The sequence below is a fragment of the Xanthocytophaga agilis genome, from assembly GCF_030068605.1.
Taxonomy (GTDB): domain Bacteria; phylum Bacteroidota; class Bacteroidia; order Cytophagales; family 172606-1; genus Xanthocytophaga; species Xanthocytophaga agilis.
The window spans coordinates 524,466-548,116 of sequence record NZ_JASJOU010000004.1; the positions used below are offsets into that span (position 1 = coordinate 524,466).

Here is a 23,651-nt window from a genome sequence, read left to right on the forward strand (position 1 = left end):
ATCTTTGTATCACTCATCCGGTCAGAAAAAGACAACGCAACCGAAACTTTTTATCCTGTCTATTTTTCTGCATCCGGATACTTTTTCATCTATTTTTTAACCATTTTTTTCAACTAACCCTTTTTAAAACTATGGCACTAAGTGAGCCCTATTAACCTCACGAGCCGATTGTGACAGAGTCCTTGATGAGCTGTCAGACATCAAAGGCAATCTGGAATTCCGTCAGATCTCCCTGACGCGTAGTAAAGATAATGCAGCTGACAGAGCGTCTACTATTGATGCTGATCTGGCAGCAGCCGAAGCAGAGGTAGAATCGCTGATTTCGATTATCGCAGCCCTTCCTGAAAGTGCAACCAAAACCGAAATGGAAAACCGGAAGGTACGTGCTGATTATCGGTTGTTCACCTTACAGCAACGGAAGGCTCAGTTTGGTACTACCGCCGTGATTCTGTATGAATCCGAGTTGGGAGAGATCGAACCGCGTTTGTCGGTGGTAGACGGCTCAATGAGTGAAGTAACCACTCGTAAAGCAGCTTTGCCAGCAGGCTAAGCGAATAGGCAACGAGTATACGCAGATGCAGCGTAGAAGTGGCATCCACTAAAAGGCAGTACAATGGTAACATTGCTTCTCAGAAATGGATGAGCAGCTTTGACAAAGTATCCCGTCAGTATGTGTATAGTTATGATGCCCTCAACCGCTTGAAGGGAGCTGACTATACCAGTACCGCAACCACGAATGAATTGTATTCCCTGCAAAATATGGAGTATGATAAAAACGGGAACATCACCCATCTGGAGCGGTATGGTGCAATTGCCTTTAATACATCCGGCAAGGCAACAGGATTTGGCTTGGTTGACAATCTGACCTATAGCTATGAAACAGGAGCCAATCAGAGCAATCGCCTGCTGGCAGTAGCAGATGGATCTAATAACCCTACCAATGGGCAGGCAGGGGATTTTGTGGAACCGACTACGCAGCTTGGCGATGATAATTATACGCCTTTAACCAATGGAGAAAGTCCTCAAGAGGGTGATGTAGGTACATATGAGTATACAGGCAACAATCCAGAGCGTAAAGGTACTTTCGATCACTTTGAAATATATACAGATGGTAATACAGTCAATTCTAAAGGAGGAACTGAGAAAAATCCTGGACCTACAAAGCCGGGCACAAAAACGAATTATCAAAAGGACAAATACTCTGTCATACGTAAGAGAAGCCCACATACAGTAGTAAGTGGTAGTGACGGCAATTATAATGTTGAAAGAAACGGAAAAAAAGCTTCTGGTTTTAAAGTTGTTAATAATGCAGAATTTGAGAAGATTAGACAAAAAGTAACAGGAGATTAAATGAGAAAAATATCATTGGTACTCGCATTAATTTTTATTAGTATAGTTTTAAATGCCCAAGATAGAATTGTCGTTAAGTCTGTTTTACAAACTGACTCTATTGAAGTATTGCTTAAACTTGGAAAACAGGAAGCACTTCAACGACTAATGGGGTTTGTCAGAAACGAATATGATTTTACCACAGATGGGTGGTATGAAGTCGGGGACATTAATCTAAGTTATAATGATGCTATGAGTTATCCCCCTGCTACAAATCCATATACTTCACTAAAGTTAAAGGCATATTTCTGGATATGGCTGATCGCCACCAGTCAAGAAGATAGACTAATTAAGTCAGAATGGCATCCGGGATTTCTTGGGATACTTATCTCTCCAGATAGTGATGATAAATATGGAATCTATGACTTAATGGCTTTTTATAAAACTTCTGGCCGTCGGGTTTTAGGAGAAGATACAATCGAAATAGTTGATTTTGAAATACTAAAGTCTAAGTCAGGCTTACAAGAAAAGAAACTGAAAGAGATTGATATCTTGTATTTCAAGTGGTTTGAGGTATTTCAAAAAAATGGATTATCCTATATTCAAAAGAGAAAGAGCTACCCGTTAACGAATTCACCCTTTAATTGGCAAATACTTGAAGTAAAAAGACGAAATATAACACCATTACATAAGTAAATCTCAAATTTATATTTTGTGTTAAAGTTTGACTTATCTCAAACATCACTAATAAATTATCAGTAAGCTCCCTGAAAATAAGAAAACTAAATTATAACCCTCGGGAATGAATCTGGTGGGTATTGAAACGCAGGGTAATCCCAATCATGAGTTTCAGTACAACGGAAAAGAAAAGCAGGAAGAGTTTGGCTTGAACTGGAGCGATTATGGAGCCAGAATGTATGATGCGCAACTAGGCAGGTGGCATGTACCAGATCCGATGACTGAAACACAGGAATCCTGGTCAACTTATCATTATGTGTATGATAATCCAGTATTACGAACCGATCCCGATGGACGTTGTCCTGATGGAGATTGTCCTGAATTAAGTGTTGCAGGATTCATTGAGAGTACCGTAAAAGATCTAGCAGTTACAGCTTTAGTAGGGATAGGTGATGCAATTGGAACTATTGCAAATATATCAGAAGGAAATTTTTCTAAAGGTTCTGTACGAGCATATAGAGATGATACTGGGACAATTCGCTTCCAGAACAGGCAAGAAAATAGTATAGGGCAAAGTTTGGCCAATATGGGCTCTGATTTGCTTGACGTTGGCAATACTGCAGCTCTTTTGACTTCTGGAGGTACGAGTGGTTCTGTAACCAGCGGAGGTTTGATGCTGGCAAAGACAGGAGCTAAGTCAACAATAGCCAATGGGATTGTACAATCAACAAAAAAAGCTCTACACAAAAATGCTAAAGATGCTGAAGGTAACTTTGTAATCTTTAGAGTAGATGAATTTGAAGGAGGACCACCATTAAAGATTGGAAAAGCAAAAGCAGAAGATATTATGGTAACTTCTAATACAAATAGAAGAATGCATACTAGTGTAAGAAAGGCAAAGAAAGAAGGATATAAAGATGCAGTAGGTTCAATAATTGAGGATCTTGGCTGGACTACTTCTGGAAAAGCAGTAGAAAGAGAAGCAAAGCTCGTAAAAGAAGGAAGAAAAAATGGAAACCCACTACCATTAAATAAAGAGAAAGATAAACGATATCATCCTGATTAATATGAAAATTAAACTTACAAACACTACAACAATTATTAATCTATCTCACAATTTAGATACAATCAAGGTTAGAGAACATTTTAAACAATATCTGGAAAATATCTCTCAAATGATTAAGGATGAAAAACTAATGGATTGGGAATTAGAGATATGGTGTAATTACACAAAAAGTGATAATATAAAAGTTTTTAAAAGCACGAAGCCTTATATTCAAGATAAGCGAAAGGAAATCTTTATACATATACCTATTCCACCAAAAGAAGTAATAGAATGGGGAATCGAGCAATCACAATTCACAACAGTAGTTCATCCTGAGGGAATCGAAAAGTATTATACTGGAGTAGATGTAGATTTTTATGAATCAAAGTCACTTCTTGAACATGCTGTAAGTTGTATAGAGAAAGGAATTCTTTTTGCATTCTCTGATGGAATAACCATTGCTGGTACAAAAGTAAAGATAAAAAATATAAACAGCCCAACGTAACATGTATTCTATATAACTAATTATAGGCCCTTGCCATCATAGGCAGGGGCTTTGTCTAATAGAAGAAGATTTTATCTAAAGCAATATCAGCTATAGGTAACTGGGAGCAGTTAGAGCTGGTCTATCAACCTAAAGAAGAGCAGACAGTCGAAGTAAGCGTTGTCAATTCTTCTGCCAGAGTAGCGACTTATTTTGATGATCTGCAAGTGAATCAAGAGCCGCCTTTGATAGTACAGGAGAATCATTATGATCCATGGGGATTGAATTTGGCTGGTATCGAGACGCAGGGAAATCCAAATGATAAGTTTCAGTACAATGGGAAGGAAAAGCAGGAAGAGTTTGGACTGGATTGGATAGATTATGGGGCAAGGATGTATAACCCACAGCTGGGTAGATGGAGTGCGATTGATCCGATGGCAGAACGGGGACGCAGATGGTCGCCCTATAACTACGTGTTTAATAATCCAATCATGTTTATTGATCCAGATGGAATGTGGGTGCGTAGTACTGATTCGTGGAATAGCATGAATGATGCCTTTGATCAAGAGAAAAAAGAACAGGAGGAGCGGAAAAGACAACAAAATGATCCCAAAAATACTTACTGATTTAGTATTAAAAATAATCAGCAAGCTTTTTTAGAAAAAGAAGAAGTAAATAGATTTGTACCTGATGATAATCAAAGGAACATTCCTTTCTATGTTAATGGTCGAAAGTATACCGCTCATAGTCTTAGAACATTAAGAGGAAGAGATGATGGAGACGATCGAATAGGTGCTTTCACTGGAATTCAGACATTATCTCTTGATGATTTAGCATATATTCTTGGCCATGCTGTATATAGATTAGCAGATGGAGGAGGTTCTGCAGAAATAGAGACTTTCAATGAATCAGTTGGGAGACCATTAGATTATAAAAATACTCTTTATAGGTTATTTGAGAACTTTAATAGAGGAGATCTAATTGAAATTAATGGTACTACCTATAACCCGAATGCAGTGGGTAATTATCTATGGGGAATGGTTCTAAGATACTGGGGAGTGCTTTTTGGTCCACAAAATCTTGCAGAAGCCGGCTCGTTAATACACGGTAGGGATGATGAACCATAGGAACAAAGTGCAATAATCAAGGGAAAGCAAAAAGCATACTCTAAAGAAGTGAATAGTCAAAGTTTTTTAGCAGTAGTGACTATAGTTCAGCATAGTATAGTTAAATTAATAGATTTCAATCAAAATGAACATTACTCTGCATTTTAAAACTTTAACGCTTAAAAAAGGCACGCTTAAAAAAATATCATTACATCCATTATGAAACTGGAAACTAATCAGATAAAGACTTTATGTTTTATTATACTTATAAGCATTGTATTTTCTGCTTGCACTAAATCAGAGAACGATTATAAAAATGATTTTCTCAGAAATGAGAAAAAAATAGATGAATTATATGTATATCTAAAATCCAATTATATGGACAAATATCGGAATAATAGAAACAGGATTTATTTTGATAATTGTAATAAAAAGGATAGAAAATCTCCAAAAGGAATGTGTGATGATTTTGTTACAGAAAAAATGGAAGAGCTTGGGCTTAGACAAATTAGCCTTGAAAAAAACTTCTGTAACCAAACGAATGAATTTGATGAAGTATATTTAACTCTTGATAAATCAAGCTATTATCCCATAATATCATATGCTTTCAATATGTGTAAAGAAAAAATAGTATTTGAAGATAAAACAATAAAGTTGCAATACTTAAAACCACATTGGTCATTACTGATTGATAGTAGTTTTCCTTGATATTAGAAATGATTAATTAATTCACCTCTAATATCATGCCGTATGGGTAATCTAGGTAGTAACCAATGTGGTAAGGACTTATGAGCAGGCCAGCTAGAATTATGATAAATTTTCTATTCTCAATCCTGTTGGCTTTTCCTTTGTATTCTCAAGTGGAAAGCCAATTATTTTATAAAGACATTGATTATTTTACTCTCAGAGGAACAATACCGTTACTGGAAAGTGAGAAAAATCAGTATCCCTACTATCAGATAAAGAATGTTGGATCAGATCAACGCATATTAACTCTTTGCTATACAAAGGATAAGAAAACTGTTTGTACTTACAAAAGAGTAAAGGATTATTGGGTAAGGGTCACGAAGCTGGATGAGGAAGACGAAATGTATTCGTATGAATATATCTTTCCAAACAGAACTTTGACCTTGGTATATGAAGGTAATCCTAATAGCAAAGATTTTCAACTTTTGAGTGTAAAGATCTTTACACTCAAAAAAGTTACAGAGGCAAATTATTCAAAGTTTAATTTAAAACTTAGTCCTTCTCCTACAGTAGAAGGCATCCTCAAAGGATATAAACCTACCAATACTTACCAAACTTATATTACATTAGCAAATGGAGAAGTTAAAACAGTAAGTGAGCTTAAAGAAGGTAACGTTATTGTTAAAACAAAGAAAAAATGCTATACTATTAAAAAGGGGAATTATATTCATAATATCTTTTGGTGGAATTTCTTTCAAGGTGAGGAGCACAATTGTCAGCAATAGATAATATGATTTTAGTTAATATGATCATCTCAAACTTCGGTAAAAGAGGAGAACTTGAATAGATCAAATCGATTGATGATTTGAAATGACAGCATTGATACAATATAAATCCAATACTTCACCTCTATATTAAAACCTTAAATTATTTTCTAACTAAACCCTTACTTGTTAAAGTAAGGGTTTGGTTTTATATACCTACAGTTAAATAGTTGTGCAAGTGATGGTCAGGTGTATTTTGATAACTTTGAGAGCAAGTACGAAGAGATCTGATTGTTCAGGAGAATCATGAAGTTTATCCGGCTTTTTCAGCGGGAATCCGTGGGGATTGAATCTGGCTGGCATTGAAACACAAGGGAATCCCAATCATAAGTTTCAGTTTTTAGGTCAGGAAAAACAAGATGAATTCAATCTAAATTGGGTTGAGACCTTCTTCAGGAGTTATGATCCTCAACTTGGAAGGTTTCATCAAATAGATCTTTTAAGTAACTTCTTTACGATGCTTAGTCCATACGTCTATTCTTATAATAATCCCATAACTTATTCTGATCCAACAGGTTTAGCAGGAGAAGAAGCTGAAGATAATGGCAAATCAAAAAGAGCAGAAAGAAGAAGAGAAAGAAAGTGGAAACGAGAACAAAGGAGAGCTAAGCGTGATGCAGGAAAAGGGAAAGATAATCAGACCTATATTACTGCAACAGGAAATAGCAAAGACTTCCCATTTAGGAAAAAGATAAAAGAAGTAAAGAAGATAAAGACAAAACTTCCAGAGACTAAACAGATAATTCTAGCGGTTAATATTATTTCACTTCCTACTTCTAATGATGGAGAAGGTGATGATGATGATAATACTCCAAATGAACCTTCAAAGGTTATATATAAAGATGCAGAGATTGAGCCTGGAACAAAATACTCATTTGATGAAAGAATCAATTTCAAACCTAATACTGGCCAATTTGCTGATCCGGATGAGGTAGTTTCAAAAAAATTAGATGATTTAGTAAATCTATTAATAAATCACCCTAATGTTAAGGTGCTTATTGCAGGAAATGGGATAGCACTCTCTGACGGAAACCAGGATCCAAATCCTGATCTGTATGGTCATGGCAAGATAGCAATGGAGCGATCGGCTACACTAAATGGAAATCCTTCAACTGCGAAGCAAGTATTAACAGCAAGAGCAAGGGCTGTGTATAACTTTCTTATAAAACAAAAAGGAATTAGCAAGACACAATTAATTTATGGTCCAGGAAATGTCTTACGAGGTACTAAACCTACTGTTAGTTTTGAGATACGAAATCCGAAATAACTTCAGAAGTATGAGAAAAGTGTATTTAACTATTATCTTTTATATCCTTTGTACTAATTTGTTTGCACAGATGCAAAAGGAAGCAGAAGTAGACTCTATTTTATGGAATCCTACTGAAAAGCTCCGATGGGTTGACTTTAAGGAACCACCTAACCCTCAGGCTCTATTTGAAAAAGCAGCTTGTGCTTCCAGTATTTATGTGAAAGGAGGAAAAAGATCAGTTGGCTTTCCTGATTTTATAGTAGGATGTTATTTTCTTAAGAAACAGTCCTGGACTTTAGATACAGTTTCAGAAAGCTTATTAAGACATGAACAAGGACATTTTGACATCGCAGAGTTGTATGCCCGAAAGATAAGGCAAACAATTGATTCTTTACATAAGAAATCTACAGAGGACTTTAATATTTATGCAAATAATATTCAAGTATTATTAGAGAAATATTCAAAAGATGAGATTGCTTATGATAGAGAAACCAGTCATGGAACTGACATGGTGGAACAAAAAAGATGGATACAGAAAATATCCTTTGAACTAAAACGGTTACATAATTTTGCCAAGAGTATTTGAATGGGTGGCAAGCCTTGAATTGAATATAATACATATTTAAAGTTGACAGTTTTCAGAATGTATGTAAGCTAAACAGGTTTGAACATTTATGTCCAAACCTGTTTCTGTAGATAGCTTTCTCGAATAATATTTAATCTACCAGAATAAATCACCTAAGCTACATCAATACCTCTAGAGATCGCCTATGTTCAACTTTCTATTGTACAAGAAAAACTGAGGTGGGCCTAAAAATGGGGGTATAAAACGATTAATTTACTTAAAATCGCAAATGATAGTTATCCTTTAAAAATGCCTGATTTTAGTTATCTTTACATAGGTTACTCGATCAGTTACTCGCTTTTGGAATGTATCTGTAAATCAGGTCTTTATATAGTAAAATGAAGTCCACTTGGGACCCATGTTATTTCTGGTTCTATTTGCTCAATTCTACTTTCCAGTTATGTTTCTGATCGCGTAGATACTATTTATTAGTAATAAAACTAGTATGCGCTAGCTGATTTTCTTATGAAATCATACCTTAACAGTCTTGGCTGGAATCAATGTCTATAAAAAACAAAAGCCTCTGTAAAAGAGACTTCTGTTTTCTGGAATAGTATAGATTTTCTCAGATATGTTAAACCAGTTGAACGTTAACTGCGTTAAGACCCTTCTTTCCCTTCTCTACTTCAAAAGTAACCTTATCGTTCTCTTTGATCTCATCAATCAAACCTGAAACATGAACAAAGATATCTTCATTCGAACTATCTGATTTAATGAAGCCGAATCCTTTCGTTTCATTAAAGAATTTTACTGTACCTTGTGGCATTAAATTAGTTGTTTAGATGTGTCATAAAGATATATGTATTCATTGAAAAGACAAAATCTAATGTAATATATATCATAATCAGGTGTATAAATTGAACTATCTCCTGTTGCAGTACCTGCTTTTTGCAAATAAGTGAGTTAATGATTAATACATCTTCAGCCTTCAGGAATATCCCCAACCCCTTTGTCCTGATCTGAGTCAAGCTCCCAGTATTCCCAATCATGACTCTAGATCTGTTTGGATAAACATAGTGACAAACACGCTTAGAAGGGATAAAAGTATGAGTTTGACCTTATAAAGGATAAAGGTCGAAGTTATTGTTTTATTCTTTATAAGAGTAAAATAAATGTACTAATGAATAGAGTGCTTAACTATAGCCTGTTAGAATCTTCTTACAAACAAGGTGAAGGAAGGCATACAGGTAGTTATTGTCTTGCTGCTTTATAATAATGAAGGAGTATGATATAATAAAGTAGAGGCATGGGGGTTGAACCTGGGCTAGCTAACTTAAAAAAGAATCAAAGGAGTATATTTTAAAAAAGTCATACCTTTTTCTGTATACTAATGTGCTGATATGTACTTGAAACTGTTGTTGGTGACTTATAGTTTTTTAGCCTTTCGCATCATACTTAAAAAAGCGGCAGTGATACCCAGGTAGCTGGCAATATGTTTTTGGGCAATGCGTTGCTCCAGACCAGGATAATGAGCACGAAATTCCAGGTATCGTTCTTCCGCTGTTCTGGATAGATTAGACGTAATGCGTTGCTGATATAAATCAAATCCGTTTTGTGTAAGAATGCGAAAAAAGCGTTCGAATTTTGGAACTGTTTCAAACAGCTGTTCCAGGCAGGGCAGTGATAAGCAATATACATGACTATCTTCCAATACCTGGATTGAGTTGAGTGCAGGCTTTTCTTTAAAAAAGCTGACAATATCACAGGCCCACCAATTTTCAGGATAGAAACAAATGGTATGTTCCTCTCCCTCTTTGTCTGTGTAAAATATGCGCAGACAGCCTTGTTTAACAAAATAAATGTTACGGTTGATCTCGCCTGACCGCAGCAGAAAGGTGCGTTTGGCTACCTTTTTCTGCTGCATCAGGGCAAGCGTTTTTTCCTCTTCCTGTTCAGAAAGCTCAATATGCATAGCAAAGTTGGCCAGGATTAGTTCGTGCATGGCGCAAATTAGGTATTAGCAGGTAATTTCAGGTATTACAAAGCAGTTTTCTGCGTCATAAACAGTTTTAAATCTGTCAGTGCGGCCTCCCGTTGTGGCCCTGCTATTGTGTGGTAGGCTTCACTTTCAGCAATTGTTTTAAATGCTTTGGCGGTTGGGTACTCTACCAGGAGAATCGCATCCCAATCGTCATGTTCTGAAGCAATGATGTTACTAATAACTTCGCTCATCAGTGTTACTTTAATACCTTCAATACCAAGTTGAGAGACCACTTCATTGAAAGCCGGAATATATGTTTCAATGTAATGGGCTTTGTCTCTAAATTTTAACATGTTCAGCATAAGCACAGGGCCGTTTACCTGTTCAAAATCGGGTAGTTTCATCGTGTTTAAGATTAAGGATTATAGAAATAAGGGGCAAAACAAAAGAACTGGTTGTCCGAAAGTTTCGGATTATTCCATCAGAATTAGTACACTTGTTTGATAGAATACACTTTGCTAGAATATTCTTGGGTATGTGGTATCAGCTTCCATGTTTTCCCTGTAACAAAGGTCGAAAGCAATTGGCTGAAAAAAGTTTAACTAGTTGAAGATTTTAAAAAAGAAAGCTCTCTACTGTTTGTGCATAGTGTCTGTGTGGACTGACTCAGAACCAGATTACCTGAAAAGGTTCTGGTTGTAGAAATTCTGGTTGAAGAAGTTAGAAAGACAGATCAGTTCCTGTACCGATAAAAATGGAGCTTGCAAAAATGGAGCTTGCAAAAATGGAGCTTGCAATCGGCTTTGGTTGCGTCTTTAGAAAGAAGCAGCGAATACCAACAGGCTTTGTTAGCAAATACCTGTTGGTATTCGTAATATTTTGGTATCGTTTAAACAAAGCCCGCACCTGATAAATAACTGAATTTTGCACTGTAACTATTTTAGATGGTTGATTAATAGGGTAAAATAAAAAGTACAAGCAGAACTTGTATCTGAATTTATCAAAGTTAACTTTGCAAAAAACACTTTGGTAAAATGACAAAGACAGACAAGCATCTTGCGCATGATTTGCGTGAGTTAATAGTAGTTTTGTACAGGCAGATGCAGAAACATATCAGTAATGAAGAACAACTTTCTGTTGCTGCCCAGAATATCATGTATCAACTCACACAGCAGGAGGAACTCTTACCTTCTGAGTTATGTACCCTGCTCAACATCTCCTCACAATATATATCTCAGGTTTTTAACCAGCTTGAGAGCCTGGACTATATAGCCCGGAAACCTTCTGCTAGTGACGGCAGAAAAACATTGGTCTCTCTTACTATGAAAGGTAAGCTGAAAGTACAACAATCCCGAAAGGAACGAGAGGAATGGTTAGCCGGTTTAATCGCAGAACGTTTTTCCAGTACAGACAAAGAAGTTGTAAAAAATGCACTAAGTCTACTAAATACATTGGTTGAGCCTTCTCCCTCTTCTATCAATAGCTAATAGAAAGCAGTACACTACTATCGATGAAATCAACTCTTACACCCTTTCGGATTCAGATTCCGGATTCAGAAATTCAGGATCTGCATCAGCGGCTCACCCATACCCGTCTGCCCAATCTGGTCAATGGGACCGGCTGGCAGGAGGGAACAGATCCTGCCTATCTTCGGGAATTGCTCCATTACTGGGCTAAAGAGTATAACTGGCGACAACGGGAAGAATGGATGAACACGTTTGCTCATTTCCTTGCAGATATAGAGGGTGTCAAAATTCACTTTATCCATGCAGAAGCAAACCGCCCTAATGCGATCCCTCTTCTGTTGATGCAGGGGTGGCCGAGCAGTTTTATACAGGTGCTGGATTTTATTCCTTTATTAACCAATCAGGCTGGTGATGCTGCAATCCATTTTGATGTGATTGCTGTTAGTATGCCAGGGTATGCTTTTTCAGAATTACCGACAGAACACGGGATGAGCTTTGCCAGGATTGCAGATCTTGTGGTTTACTTAATGGTCGAGATATTGGGATATAAACGTTTTGCTGTTCGAGGCTCTGATCAGGGGGCATTAGTACAGCAGCAGATAGGTTTGAAATACCCCGAACGCCTGATAGGGATACATCGTAGTGGTATTACACCTTTTCTGAACCCGTTGCCTGTTGATCTGGATGAAGAAGAAAAAGCTTATCAGAAACAAGTGGAAGTCTGGGCACAACGGGAAACGGCATATGCCCGTTTGCAGGCTCTTCGTCCCGAGACACTACTGCCTGCACTGGCTGATTCCCCTGCAGGTCTGGCCAGCTGGATTATTGAAAAGTTCCAGCGATGGGGGGACTGTGGATCAGATCCGAACACACATTTTGGTCGGGAGAAACTTGTAGATAATCTGAGTTTGCACTGGTTTGCTTTGGGAGGGGCAGGCGCTATCCGCCTTTATCATGAAGCAGGCCGCGATCCGGGAATGTCCGGACGTGTAGAAGTGCCTACTGCTATCGCGATGCCATTACGTGATGGGATCACGGTGCCAGCTCCACGCAGGTGGGCAGAACGTTTCTATAATGTCCAGCAATGGACAATTATGGAATCAGGAGGCCACTTTCCGGAATGGGAAGTGCCAGAGGAATTAGTACGGGACATTCGTAAATTTTTTGTAAGTCTGAGTACATAGTTTCTTAACAGAGTAAAGTAATCTGCTGAGCTACTTGCTACCATAGAAATTATCCCCATACAAGTTGGCTGGTTAATTCACTATATCAACACAACTTCTCTGAAAACTTTGTCTCAACCCCTTATCTGTAAAAAACAGGTCCGAAACGAACTATCTTTATGCAAACAGATCTTCAAGCTATTGTATCAGCCTTTTTAACCGTATTGGAAAACCGTACGTCATCCGATGAAATCGAACTGTTTTATCATCCGGATGCTAGTCAGATTGAATATCCCAACACCCTAACCAAAAACCTGACCAAGCGAGATCTGAAGGAACTGAAGGCTGCTTCTGACAGGGGATTGAAGGTATTGCAGAAAGAAAAATATGAAGTGTTGCACTCCTATGCATATGGCAACACTGTAATTATTGAAGTTGTATGGACTGGTGTTCTCACTATTCCATTAGGCAGCATTCCAGTAGGGGGAGAGATGAAGGCCTATTTTGCTCAGTTTTTTGAGTTTATGGATGGAAAGATCATTCGTCAGCGTAACTACGATTGCTTCGAACCCTTTGGTAGTTAATCCAATTCTGAATGATGACTGGTGAAAAACAAAGATTTAGTGCTAATGGGCTTGTGGTACTTTATCAGAATTGTTTTGGGTAAGGCTGGGCAACAGGCTAAAGATACACGAGATATATTCAGAAAAGCCTGGTTGATTTGCCAACTATTCTGCAATCCTTTTTGGAAATTTTAATCCTTTTTTAAGATTTTTTTAAGCTCGTTTTAAGCTTTCTGTACTTTCTTTGTACCAAAGGCTCCCATAAGTATAGAGATTTAGTAGCCAAATGATCAGCAATCAACTCTCTGCAATCAGAACGGTTGAATCGTATCAGACTATACTTATTGAGCAAGATCCTTCAATCGCTATGGCCATTACTTGTTTTCAGAAGAGAAATATCCTGGAAATTCTTTTCTTTCGATCGTGGATAATCTTCTCTACGGAGTATACTCTGTTCCATTACCTCTAAGGGGCTATTTTCATGAACGTAGGACAGTAGATCTAACTCCATTATCCAGGTATGCCTGGCTGTCTTTTGGATACACACTCTAAAGCAAGATCTTAAAAATTATGAAGCCCTATGATGTAGGATTTACCATTGCGTGCAATGCGCAAACATATGCTTACCCGTTGGTAGAATCTACCTGTTCCATTCTTCTCTTGTGTGATTAGTTGATTGTGCATGTAGGGAACTCAACGACTGATGTGTTTGAGTTCTTAGAAAGTTACTAAAGATCAGATAAAACAACTTATCGGAATAAAAACGTCAATAGAAAATGAAAAAGGTACTAAACAAACCGGGTTTATCAATGCAGTATCGAATGGCATGTGCGGTTATGATTGTGGGAGGTCTTATGCTTCTCGCTTATTCAATCAGTCACCAGTTTATTCCCATTCAGATGATTTATAATCAGTTTGACATGCTTCGCGGAATAGGTGCTACCGTTGGATTGGGTCTGTTCCTGATGGGTCTTTTTTCTATCATTAAGGACAAACAAAGGTACAAATAAACATGTACCAACCTCCTTATATACATACTGACAACAGCCTATCATTATTGATGGCTATTAGCACAAAAATCGTATTTCAGGAAAAATTAAATGGCCAGCATACGGATAGTAAAAAAGATATTCATACTGCTTACAACTGCAAATCTGCTACATCAATGAAACCGTTCCTGTTGAATAAGGAACCTCTATATACTTACCTCTAATTTTTAGCTTGTGAAAACTACAGCATGCCTTCTTGATAGCCCGGTATTTGTACTCGAAAACTCACTGACCGAAAGTCAGAAGAGTTTCTTTCATAAAAATGGTATCATTCAGTTTAAAAACTTTATCAGCAGAGACACAGTCAATTTGTTTCTGAGAGAGATTCATGCCATTGAGAAAAAGTGGCTCGATCAGAAGATTGAGAAGATAAACGGTATCCCCTTAAAATTTGGGCAGGATCAGAATGGAAACCGTATGATCCAACGCCTGGCATTCACCTCTTTGTACAGTGATGTACTCAGAGAGTTCTTACAGGATTCACGCCTGCAATCTCTGATCGAATTGCTCTATCCGTATGAAGGACGCATAGGGGAAAATGAAAAAGATGGGTTGGTGGTCAATCATTATGTTCGTACACCCAATAGCAATTTTTCACAGATGGGATGGCATACCGATAGTCCCAGAGATCTGTTTATGGGTCAGCGTATCATGCCGATGCTGAATGTGGGCATTCACCTGGATGATTGTTCGTTTGAAAACGGAGGCTTGCGGGTCTTGCCTGGAACCCATAAGCAGGGGATGTTAAAGCTGTTGTTTTCCAAAAAGTACTTTATTGATCACAATCCTGATCCTAAGGAAGCAGGCTTGAATGTAGATGCAGGGGATCTGACGGTACATGATGGCAGAATCTGGCACAGAGTGCACATTTCACCTCATTTCGGAGAGAAGAGCCGGCGTAGAGTGATGTACATTCCTATCATTACAGGAGATTATAAACCTAAAGATGAATCTAGCAAAACTCCTTTTTACCACCGCTTTGCCAATAAGATCTTGAGATGATCTTTGCTTACTGCCAGCATAATCGGCAGGTTAGACGCTGTCTGCTGTTTTGTTGGCCTGATTGCAGGATGTGTCTAATAGTACTCTTGCAAATACTGTTGTAATAAAATACTTCCTAAGCATTTCCTGGGGTTTACTCTTTCCTTTTCTTTCTCCATTTGCAATGGGTGTTAGACTTTCTTGTGTTGGTAGTATGGACTTAGACACCTGATAAAATGCTCCAAAGGAGTTTTCTAATTGGACTCTTATCTGAGATAAAAAGCCTTATAAACTTCTTTGTAGAAGGCTTATAGCTTTTTCTAGCTGTTGCTTTGCCACGCCAATAAAAATGCCCGACCTTACGGACGGGCTAAATGAGGATGGCTCATATATGTATACGTATCTTTTAGAAAGCTTATAATCCCCAGCCATAGCGCAATCGGAATACACCGGAAGGACTTACTGTGCTTATGGTTATGTTAGTTCCACTACCTCCACGAGTTAGAAGGCTATACGAATCCCCATCTCTTAAGCCTGGCCAATACACACTGGCAATACCATCATTTCTACAAACATCACTTGTAGCAACAATGTAGGCAATCTCATTGTCAGATTGATTGCCGTTTTGATAGTCTTTTCCTGAGTTCATGGTAGCTCCAAACTCAGTAATTACTGTACGTGATCCGTAGCTACCTATCCGGTTACGCCAGTCTGTTTGCCAGCCACTGGCCGAACGGGTGCTCCAGAAAGCATAGTTGTGTAACCCAAGCAAACACCCATTGAAACGGGTATCTGCTCCTACACCTTTTACATCTTCTGAATAGCCCTGACCGTCCAAAATGATTCTTCCTTTGGGAACTGTCGGATATCTGGAAAGAAAATCTGCATAAATGGCTGTTAACTGGCTCAACGTATAGCCATGGGGTTCGTTAAAAGGCTCAAAAAATACATTTCCGTTTGCTTTATAATCATTGGTTATTGTATTCCACATACTCCAGAAATCAGTTGTATTATCGATTTTTCCATCTTTTGAGGAAGCTCCTTCCCAGCATGCGATGATGACTTTCCATCCTTTACTTGTCGCTTTATCGATCACACCTTTATACCGTCCCCACCAAACCGAACTGTTGATAACGGAAGGGGGATTGATGGGAATACGTATGGTGTTTACTCCTGATACGTTTGCAGAAAATCCATTGAGAATAGCTTCTGTTTTGGCTGCCACTACACTATAACTATCACCCGAAGTCAATCCGGAAGGGATAACCCATCCATCCACAAAGTTATCGCGTCCATCTGCCCAGTTAAGACCTGAGATGCCTGCAGCTACTGTTCTGGTTGATTTATTTGATAAGGGTTGAGGAATAGTATCTTTATCTGATACTGGAGAGCAACTTGCCACTAGGAGCAGACAACAGAAAGACAGGCTGTACATAAACAGGCGACTGCAAAAAATAAGAGATTTTGTAAACATATCTTTTTATTTTAAGGTGAATGGTAAAAAGTGAATAGCGAAATATGACATCCTTTATGGAACATAATTCGTTTGTTTTATAAATATTTCAGGCAAATTTATAACTATACCATTCTTGTTGAGGGGGTATTTCTTTATATCTATAGGGGGAAATGGGTATACAGGTTTAGTTTGTAGAAAATACAAAATCAGATTTACTATAAGTGAGGAGCCTTTTAAGGAACTTACTTATTTGAGTATGGATGGAGCTAATGTCAGTATAACAGCTACTCTGAAAAGCAATTTTGTGCCGACGGTATTGTACGGGAAACTACAGATCCCTTTCTGGCTGTTTACCAAACCAGTGTCTCAGGATTAGTGAGTAAGTACAACTCATTATCGAGTGATTATGGCGATTGGGACGAAAGCTTTACCTATCAGACATTCTCATGGTATCTGCCTGATTTTCCCTAATACATTATATTATTGAGGAGAAGTTTATGTTCCTTACTATAGGAAGGGTTATTCTTCTGAAAGCCAGCAATCAGATAGAAATACACCCATTGCAGAATGAAGTTATCGGACGATGATTCTATTTCTGTAGGAAGCTAAAAACAGCATACAGGCTATGTTTCCAGGGGAGCGATTGAACTCCTTCTATATAGTTGTAAAGTCAGGTGATCAAGTCTGACTTTTGCTTTTATAGATGGGATTGCTCAACTCGATGCGGATATGCACTACTGTAGTCTCATTGATTTCCTGAAATAGAACTGCAATAGCTACAACTAGATCAATTGAATAAAGAACTTCTTTTATCAATAAATGAAGAAATGTCAATGTTGAGTGTGGTATTTTGCCTTTTTTGAAGATAATCGCAATTCAGCTCACGAATAAATTTGTCCATCTCTTCAGAGATAACATGGAGTTTTTGAGAGATTTCTTTAAGCTCCGTTTCGCCAAGTTCATTATCTATAATTAGTCTGGTCAAACCCATTATCGATGCAATAGGCCTGCGAATTACATGGCTAAGATCAAAGATAAACTGCTCAATGGATGCAATATAATCAACCAGAGGAGTGATATCTGCAGTTGCGCCATACCATATGATTTTTCCATCCTTATTTTTTTCCGGAATTGCTTGTAGCCAGCGCCATCGTGTATGTTCTCCTACAACCATTCTATACTGGATGCTAATAATAGTTTGTGTTCGATAAGCCTCTTTCAGCGCTTGACTAAATTTTGCTTTATCATCCACATATAGTGCTTCTATTAACTTTTCAGGCTGCTTTGAGACATCTTCAAAATCGAACGTATGATTGAATATATCAGTCCCACGATTCATAAAAAGCACTTTGAACTGTCCGCTTTCTTCTATCTCAAACATATAAGTATTCCCTGGAACCTGGCTGGTGATTTTTCGGATTAACTGTTCGCTTTGTTTAATCTTTTCTTCTGCTTCTCTTCTTTCGGTTATATCATAGTTAATAGACAGATATTGATAGATCTTTCCGTTTTCATCTAAAAATGGGATAATGGTCGTATCGACCCAATACAAAGTATTATCTTTTGTCTTATTGCAAAATTCTCCCCTATAGGGTTTGCCATCCTGCATAGCCTTTTGCATTTCTGTAAAATAGTCAGTTGGGTAATTATCTGACCAGATAAAACTATGATGTTTACCCATCAATTCTTCCGGAGCATATTGGGTGGCTTTACAAAAGTTTTCGTTTACAAACGTGAGTTCAGCATCCACCCCTGATATACTTACGATAGCGGCAGTATCCAATGCATACTTATAAGCCTTCAATTCCGCACTACGTTCTCTGCGTTCCAGGTCAACTTTAAGCATTTCGACCAGCATATTGATCAAACTGCGTTCTTCTTCCAGAAATGGGCCCTCATCTCTTTCAGGCATAGATTGCAGATATACAATTTCAATACTGATTTTTGTGCCTTTTGCTGTTGTCATCTCCGCCATTTGATAGAATTCGCAGGGGATATAGTTATCTGTAGTATAGGATATTGTATCCACACATACACGAGCTGCTGTCTTTGTTGGATATTGCCAGCCCAATGGCAGTATTTGAACTATCTGGCGAAATAGCTTTTCAGTTGTTGCATCTTCATCCTGCAAGATGCGACTTACCTCATAGAGTGTTTTCAGTTCTTTTACACGTTCTTTCAGATCATACAGTATTTCATCTTTAAGTACTTCTGCCTTTTCACGTTTTTTTATTTCCAGTTGTAAGGCAAGTAAGCTGGTACGCAGATGATTGGTAGAATAATATTGTAGAGCGAGAATAGTTCCAAAAGGAATGATATTGCTAATCCAACGACTTATCGGGGTATGCTTGACAGTGGCAACGGGCAATAAGCCTATTACTTCCAGATAGGCTAGCAAAAAGTCTGTTCCGATTGTGAGCAAGCCAATTGCTAGTCCACCCCGCCAGCCAAGCAAGAATCCGGCAGTAAGAATGACACTCATTTGCGATATAATACCGGGTGCCATAATTCCTCCTGCTGAATAACAAGGAATGGTGACATATAACCATAGCATAAGGCTAAGTGACCAACTCGCCAGGCGTGTATAGCCTAAATGGTTTATAATAAGGTTAAAAGCTGCTACAGCTAATGAAGTAGAAAGTAGTGTTAGCCAACGTGGTGATAAATCAGGAAAATAGAAAAAACCTATACAAACTATCATCCCTGTTACCAGTGTCCAGATAATGGCTAGTACATATACCATATAGCTCTGGAAGTCTTTTTCCTTATCAGGAACAAAGAGGAAGTTTCTCATAAATATGCGTTAATGTAATAACTTGTGAGTAACGCTGATTGAGTTTGAGTTTATGACAGACCTTCTTATATTTTAGCTGGAAGATGAGATAATGTATACTATTAAAGCTGGGTATAAAATACGTTGTGTTCTAAGACGTAATCTATAGTTAGTCAACAGTTTTCATAAATTCAAGTATATTTTTAGTTATTTCATTCTAAGGAGTTGCTGGATGGAAATTCAGGCCAATCTGGTGAAAAATGTATAAGATTTTGCTATGTACCAATTACTCATTTCATTCTGGAATAGTACAAACAAAAGCATTTCAGCATCTTCTCCTGTCTGTTTCTTAATCAAATCTCCAAAGTAGTTAGCCAACAAATGGAGTTCTTCTGCTCAGTATGTGACTGAGGGTATCTCAATGGTTTGTGGTTGATCAGATCCAAAATAGACCGCTACTAGCTTTTCAAACCGAGATAAGATATCATGCGTTACATGATTGTGGTGATAAACTGTCGGTCATAAAACTATACACAATAAGTAAGTACTAACTCAATGTTGGTGGTAACTCGCTTCCCATTCGTATTAGTTATTCAGAATAGATATGCGAAGCCGTATCAGAATTGATATGTTTATAAAGAGCTTTAATAATGTCAGCTTTAGAACACAATCAAGGGTAGATTATACCTCTATTACTAACGTTTAGGTGGACAGCAAAGAAATGCTTTTAAGTGGTTCTTTTGTATTGGGTAAGATGATGAAATGTATGTGGCTTTTTCAAGAAAATAACCTTTTAGTAATATACTTACATACATTTTTTTCTCAAAAAACTATTAAAGATATTTGTTGTTGTTTAGCTGTGATTTTATCGGTAGTGGCTTGTGTTTTTTGAAAAGTGTTTGGGTAATCAAGATCACTACACTAATCAACACTAGTACAGTAATGATAAACCGTCTGAGTTATTTCATACTTAGGGTCAGTTTTATGAGTTACTTAACAAAATATATGGAGTTATTGGGGAGCTGCTTAGGTACTAAACCGAATCAGCGAAATCGACAGTTGAATAAGAAAGTAAACTTCGGGAGAGTAATTCATCTCAAATCAGAGAAGATTCGATCATGCCAGTCGAAAACTCAACAGATCAATCGTTGATTATCAAATTGCTCAACTCATTGTTTACTTTAAAAACAAAAAACAAACAACAATTTCTTGAATACTTACTCAGTGAAGGTTGCTCAAATAATTCAATAAACGGCAACTCTTCCAATTGAAGAAAATACGAAAAATGTGAATGCTTAATTCTCTTATCAAGCCCCAACCAAAAAATATCATTGCGATTGATTGTTCAGCTATCCTGGTTCAGCTATGACTACTTCCAGTTAGTGATACTAATTTGTCTTTTCAGGAATAGTTTTCGCTAGTTCAGTCAATATTATAATCCTAAGCAGTTCAATTGCTCTTATTTTGCACCACTTGCTCAATAAAAATCAAATGTAACTCAACGTGTATCGGAGAGCTTAGAAGTCAGTGCTTTTGGGTGGATATATGTTGATGAGTTAAAAATGGATAGGAGTTTTTCTTCCATAGGAGAAGCTGCGTCCACAGATTTCCTTGCAACTATAAATTGATTAGTACAACTAACTATGAAAACCCGTTTAATTTTAATTATACATTTATGCAATTGATTTTCTGCTGGTTGAGACAACAGCTGTCAGGTTTGTTATTTTGTTTTGTCATTGTATCATTTTCTACTCTTTGTAATCCGCTGCAGGCACAATATACTATTACTGGAAAGATCACCGATGCCCAGACAGGTGACCCCATTCCATTTGCCAGCATAGCACTTAAAGGGACTACTATTGGCGTGAGTACTTCCTTTGAAGGATTTTATACTATTAAAGCCAAAAAGTTAACAGATTCTCTCATTATCACATCCGTAGGATATACTATTAAGACAAAGTCTATTGATCCAACTCAGACAACCCAGACAATCAATATACAACTGGTTCCTTCTGTTACACAACTTATCGAGGTGGTGGTAAGTGCAGGTGAAAACCCTGCTTTTGCAATACTAAGACGGGTTAGGGAAAATCGGTTTCGGAATGATCCTAAACGACTGGCTGCTTACCAATATGAAAGTTACAGTAAAATAGAAGTGGATGTAGATAACCTATCTGAAAAGTTTAAAAAGCGGAAAGTGGTTAAAAAGATTACCAAGGTAATTGATGAATTTGATAAACTGGCTGGGGAGGACGGGCAGCCGGTACTACCTATGTTTTTATCTGAATCCATATCGGATGTGTACTATATAAATTCTCCTCAACGGAAAAAGGAATATATCCGTAAAACCAAAGTATCAGGAGTAGGGGTAAAGGATGGAAGCTTTGTTTCTCAGTTGATTGGCAATTCATTTCAGAACTATAACTTTTATGAAAGCTATGTCAATATTGTCCAGAAGGATTTTGCTTCTCCCATTGGCGAAAACTGGAAAGGTGTGTATAAGTATTTTCTAGCTGATAGTCTGTGGATGGATAGCGTATTTTGCTATGAGATTGAATTTGAACCTAAGGTAGCACAGGATCTGGCTTTTACTGGTAAGATGTGGATTGATAAGAAAACCAATGCCTTATACCCCATTGATGCTACCATTGGCAAACAAGCCAACCTGAATTATATTGAAAAAATTAAAATTCAGCAGGAAATGCAGCCTACCGCCGAAGGTGCCTGGCTGCCTGCTAAAATTCGGACCACCTTCGACATTGCTGAGGTTTCTAAAAACTCAGCCGGAATGCTGGCTAAGTTATATGTATCCAACCGAAACATGGTTGTGAATCAACCTAAACCCTTAAGCTTTTATGATTTGCCTGTAGAGATGGCCGAGGATTTTGCTGACCATACGCCACAATACTGGGATGAAGCCCGTCATGATTCGCTTAGTGCAGAAGATCAGCAGGCATTGGCGATGATTGATTCAGTACGAGATATACCCGTAGTACGTACCTATGTACAGATAGTGGATCTGGCTGTCAATGGCTGGAAAAAGGTGGGCATACTCGATATTGGGCCCTATCTGAGTATGATTGCGTATAATCCCGTGGAAGGAGTTCGAACCCGTGTCGGCTTCCGTACCAATACTGATTTTAGTAAACGGTGGATTTTACGTGGATATATAGGGTATGGATTTTCTGATCATAAACTTAAGTATGCTGGAGAAATCAACCATATCCTATCACGTCGGCGGTGGACAGTCATCGGCATGAGTCATTCCTTTGATATTGAGCGGGTGGGTATTACACAGGAAATAATCGGAAATAACAAACTGTTTTATGCTTTCACTCGTTTCGGTTCGCGTGGTAGTTTTTACCAGACGGAGAATAAGGTATTTGTCAAATCTGAACCCATAAAAGGAATCATACTTTCTGCTGCATTTGTAGGAAGTCACTTTAACCCTGTAGGCTTACCTTATTACAATTTTGGCTACTATCCTGTCAATGGCGATACACATCTGAGGCATGAATTTCAAGACAATCGCATAGAACTTGAACTACGTGTGGCTAAAAATGAGACCTATGTGATGGATGGAAATGAACGCATTACTTTAGGGACCAAACGTACGCCTGTGCTTACTTTCCGGTATACAAAAGGTCTGAAAGGGTTTTTAGGTGGGGATTTTAGCTATGATAAATTCTCTGCTTCTGCTTTTCAGACATTAAGGGTAGGCCAGTTTGGCCGTTCTAACTATCGGCTTTCAGTAGGATATACCCCTTCACGTTTGCCTTATCCTCTTTTGTTTACACATCTGGGAGGAGGGGGTGTCCGCAATCTGCTCTATAACCGGTTTTCCTATAATATGATGGGATTCTTTGAGTTTGTCAGTGATCAGTATGCTTCGCTGATGTGGGATCATAATTTCGAAGGCTGGTTATTTAACCGCATTCCAGGTATACAAAAACTCAGATGGCGTTTGGTTGCCTCTGCCAATATTTTATACGGTGGACAGCGGTCTGAAAATAAAAATGTAGTTCCGGCAACGGATCCGGATGAAAACCGGATACTTGAATTTGGCAGGCTCAGGCCTTCTGTTCCCTATGTAGAAGTGGGATATGGCATTGATAATATCTTCCGGGTACTTCGTATTCAAGCCTTTCACCGACTTACATACCTTAACCATCCACATGTCCATCCATTCGGAGTTAAGGCCTCTGTACATTTTCATTTTTAAAGCAGTAGCACTACTGCTACTATACTTACA

Annotated in this window: 21 protein-coding genes; 16 read left to right on the plus strand and 5 right to left on the minus strand. The window is 37.9% G+C overall.

The genetic code is table 11. The features are described from left to right. Nucleotides 1-364 precede the first annotated feature (364 nt). The 10 genes from QNI22_RS15435 (at nt 365) to QNI22_RS15480 (ending at nt 7,988) form a co-directional block, all read left to right on the plus strand. The gene (locus QNI22_RS15435) at nt 365-550 is read left to right on the plus strand and encodes a hypothetical protein (protein WP_314511896.1); all 186 of its coding nucleotides are present in this window, start codon (nt 365-367) and stop codon (nt 548-550) included. Between the two features lie 38 nt (nt 551-588). After that, a complete protein-coding gene (locus QNI22_RS15440; protein ID WP_314511898.1) occupies nt 589-1,350 on the plus strand; it encodes a hypothetical protein in 762 nt (253 codons plus the stop codon). After that, nucleotides 1,351-2,025 carry a hypothetical protein gene (locus tag QNI22_RS15445; RefSeq protein ID WP_314511900.1) on the plus strand — a complete coding sequence of 225 codons (675 nt, stop codon included), beginning with the start codon at nt 1,351-1,353 and terminating at the stop codon, nt 2,023-2,025. A 106-nt stretch (nt 2,026-2,131) separates the two neighbouring features. Next, nucleotides 2,132-3,073, plus strand: a complete 942-nt coding sequence (locus QNI22_RS15450) for an RHS repeat domain-containing protein (protein ID WP_314511902.1) — start codon at nt 2,132-2,134, stop codon at nt 3,071-3,073. 1 nt (nt 3,074) lies between these two features. After that, on the plus strand, nt 3,075-3,557 hold the full coding sequence (gene imm9, locus QNI22_RS15455) for an Imm9 family immunity protein (protein WP_314511904.1): 483 nt from the start codon (nt 3,075-3,077) through the stop codon (nt 3,555-3,557). 224 nt (nt 3,558-3,781) lie between these two features. Beyond that, complete coding sequence (locus QNI22_RS15460) at nt 3,782-4,162, plus strand: RHS repeat domain-containing protein (protein WP_314511907.1); 381 nt, start codon at nt 3,782-3,784, stop codon at nt 4,160-4,162. Between the two features lie 699 nt (nt 4,163-4,861). Further along, the gene (locus tag QNI22_RS15465; RefSeq protein ID WP_314511909.1) at nt 4,862-5,350 is read left to right on the plus strand and encodes a hypothetical protein; all 489 of its coding nucleotides are present in this window, start codon (nt 4,862-4,864) and stop codon (nt 5,348-5,350) included. Between the two features lie 101 nt (nt 5,351-5,451). Beyond that, on the plus strand, nt 5,452-6,114 hold the full coding sequence (locus QNI22_RS15470) for a hypothetical protein (RefSeq protein WP_314511912.1): 663 nt from the start codon (nt 5,452-5,454) through the stop codon (nt 6,112-6,114). 325 nt (nt 6,115-6,439) lie between these two features. Beyond that, entirely contained in the window at nt 6,440-7,420 is a 981-nt protein-coding gene (locus tag QNI22_RS15475; protein WP_314511914.1) for an RHS repeat domain-containing protein, read from the plus strand. Between the two features lie 10 nt (nt 7,421-7,430). After that, nucleotides 7,431-7,988 (plus strand): DUF922 domain-containing protein, encoded by a 558-nt coding sequence (locus tag QNI22_RS15480; protein ID WP_314511915.1) that lies wholly within the window; start codon nt 7,431-7,433, stop codon nt 7,986-7,988. Between the two features lie 613 nt (nt 7,989-8,601). Here the strand turns inward: QNI22_RS15480 and QNI22_RS15485 are convergent. The 3 genes from QNI22_RS15485 to QNI22_RS15495 all read right to left on the minus strand — a co-directional run bounded on the left by QNI22_RS15485 (nt 8,602) and on the right by QNI22_RS15495 (nt 10,352). Further along, nucleotides 8,602-8,793 (minus strand): cold-shock protein, encoded by a 192-nt coding sequence (locus QNI22_RS15485; protein WP_313977861.1) that lies wholly within the window; start codon nt 8,791-8,793, stop codon nt 8,602-8,604. Between the two features lie 600 nt (nt 8,794-9,393). Next, nucleotides 9,394-9,969 carry a Crp/Fnr family transcriptional regulator gene (locus QNI22_RS15490; protein ID WP_314511918.1) on the minus strand — a complete coding sequence of 192 codons (576 nt, stop codon included), beginning with the start codon at nt 9,967-9,969 and terminating at the stop codon, nt 9,394-9,396. A gap of 35 nt (nt 9,970-10,004) precedes the next feature. Continuing rightward, entirely contained in the window at nt 10,005-10,352 is a 348-nt protein-coding gene (locus QNI22_RS15495) for a hypothetical protein (protein WP_314511920.1), read from the minus strand. A gap of 630 nt (nt 10,353-10,982) precedes the next feature. On the opposite strand from QNI22_RS15495, the gene QNI22_RS15500 reads away from it, so the two are divergent. The 5 genes from QNI22_RS15500 (at nt 10,983) to QNI22_RS15520 (ending at nt 15,191) form a co-directional block, all read left to right on the plus strand. Then, the gene (locus QNI22_RS15500) at nt 10,983-11,435 is read left to right on the plus strand and encodes a MarR family winged helix-turn-helix transcriptional regulator (RefSeq protein ID WP_314511922.1); all 453 of its coding nucleotides are present in this window, start codon (nt 10,983-10,985) and stop codon (nt 11,433-11,435) included. Between the two features lie 23 nt (nt 11,436-11,458). Then, on the plus strand, nt 11,459-12,598 hold the full coding sequence (locus QNI22_RS15505) for an epoxide hydrolase family protein (protein ID WP_314511925.1): 1,140 nt from the start codon (nt 11,459-11,461) through the stop codon (nt 12,596-12,598). Between the two features lie 158 nt (nt 12,599-12,756). Further along, nucleotides 12,757-13,161 carry a nuclear transport factor 2 family protein gene (locus QNI22_RS15510; protein WP_314511927.1) on the plus strand — a complete coding sequence of 135 codons (405 nt, stop codon included), beginning with the start codon at nt 12,757-12,759 and terminating at the stop codon, nt 13,159-13,161. 755 nt (nt 13,162-13,916) lie between these two features. Beyond that, a complete protein-coding gene (locus QNI22_RS15515) occupies nt 13,917-14,150 on the plus strand; it encodes a hypothetical protein (protein ID WP_314511928.1) in 234 nt (77 codons plus the stop codon). A 213-nt stretch (nt 14,151-14,363) separates the two neighbouring features. Then, a complete protein-coding gene (locus QNI22_RS15520) occupies nt 14,364-15,191 on the plus strand; it encodes a phytanoyl-CoA dioxygenase family protein (protein WP_314511930.1) in 828 nt (275 codons plus the stop codon). A gap of 394 nt (nt 15,192-15,585) precedes the next feature. On the opposite strand, the gene QNI22_RS15525 is transcribed toward QNI22_RS15520, so the two are convergent. Both QNI22_RS15525 and QNI22_RS15530 read right to left on the minus strand, forming a co-directional pair. After that, complete coding sequence (locus QNI22_RS15525) at nt 15,586-16,644, minus strand: cellulase family glycosylhydrolase (protein ID WP_314511932.1); 1,059 nt, start codon at nt 16,642-16,644, stop codon at nt 15,586-15,588. A gap of 769 nt (nt 16,645-17,413) precedes the next feature. Next, the gene (locus QNI22_RS15530; protein ID WP_314511934.1) at nt 17,414-19,420 is read right to left on the minus strand and encodes a PAS domain-containing protein; all 2,007 of its coding nucleotides are present in this window, start codon (nt 19,418-19,420) and stop codon (nt 17,414-17,416) included. A 1,654-nt stretch (nt 19,421-21,074) separates the two neighbouring features. On the opposite strand from QNI22_RS15530, the gene QNI22_RS15535 reads away from it, so the two are divergent. Continuing rightward, nucleotides 21,075-23,621: a DUF5686 and carboxypeptidase-like regulatory domain-containing protein gene (locus tag QNI22_RS15535; RefSeq protein WP_314511935.1), complete on the plus strand. Its 2,547-nt coding sequence runs from the start codon at nt 21,075-21,077 to the stop codon at nt 23,619-23,621. The last annotated feature ends 30 nt before the right edge of the window (nt 23,622-23,651 follow it).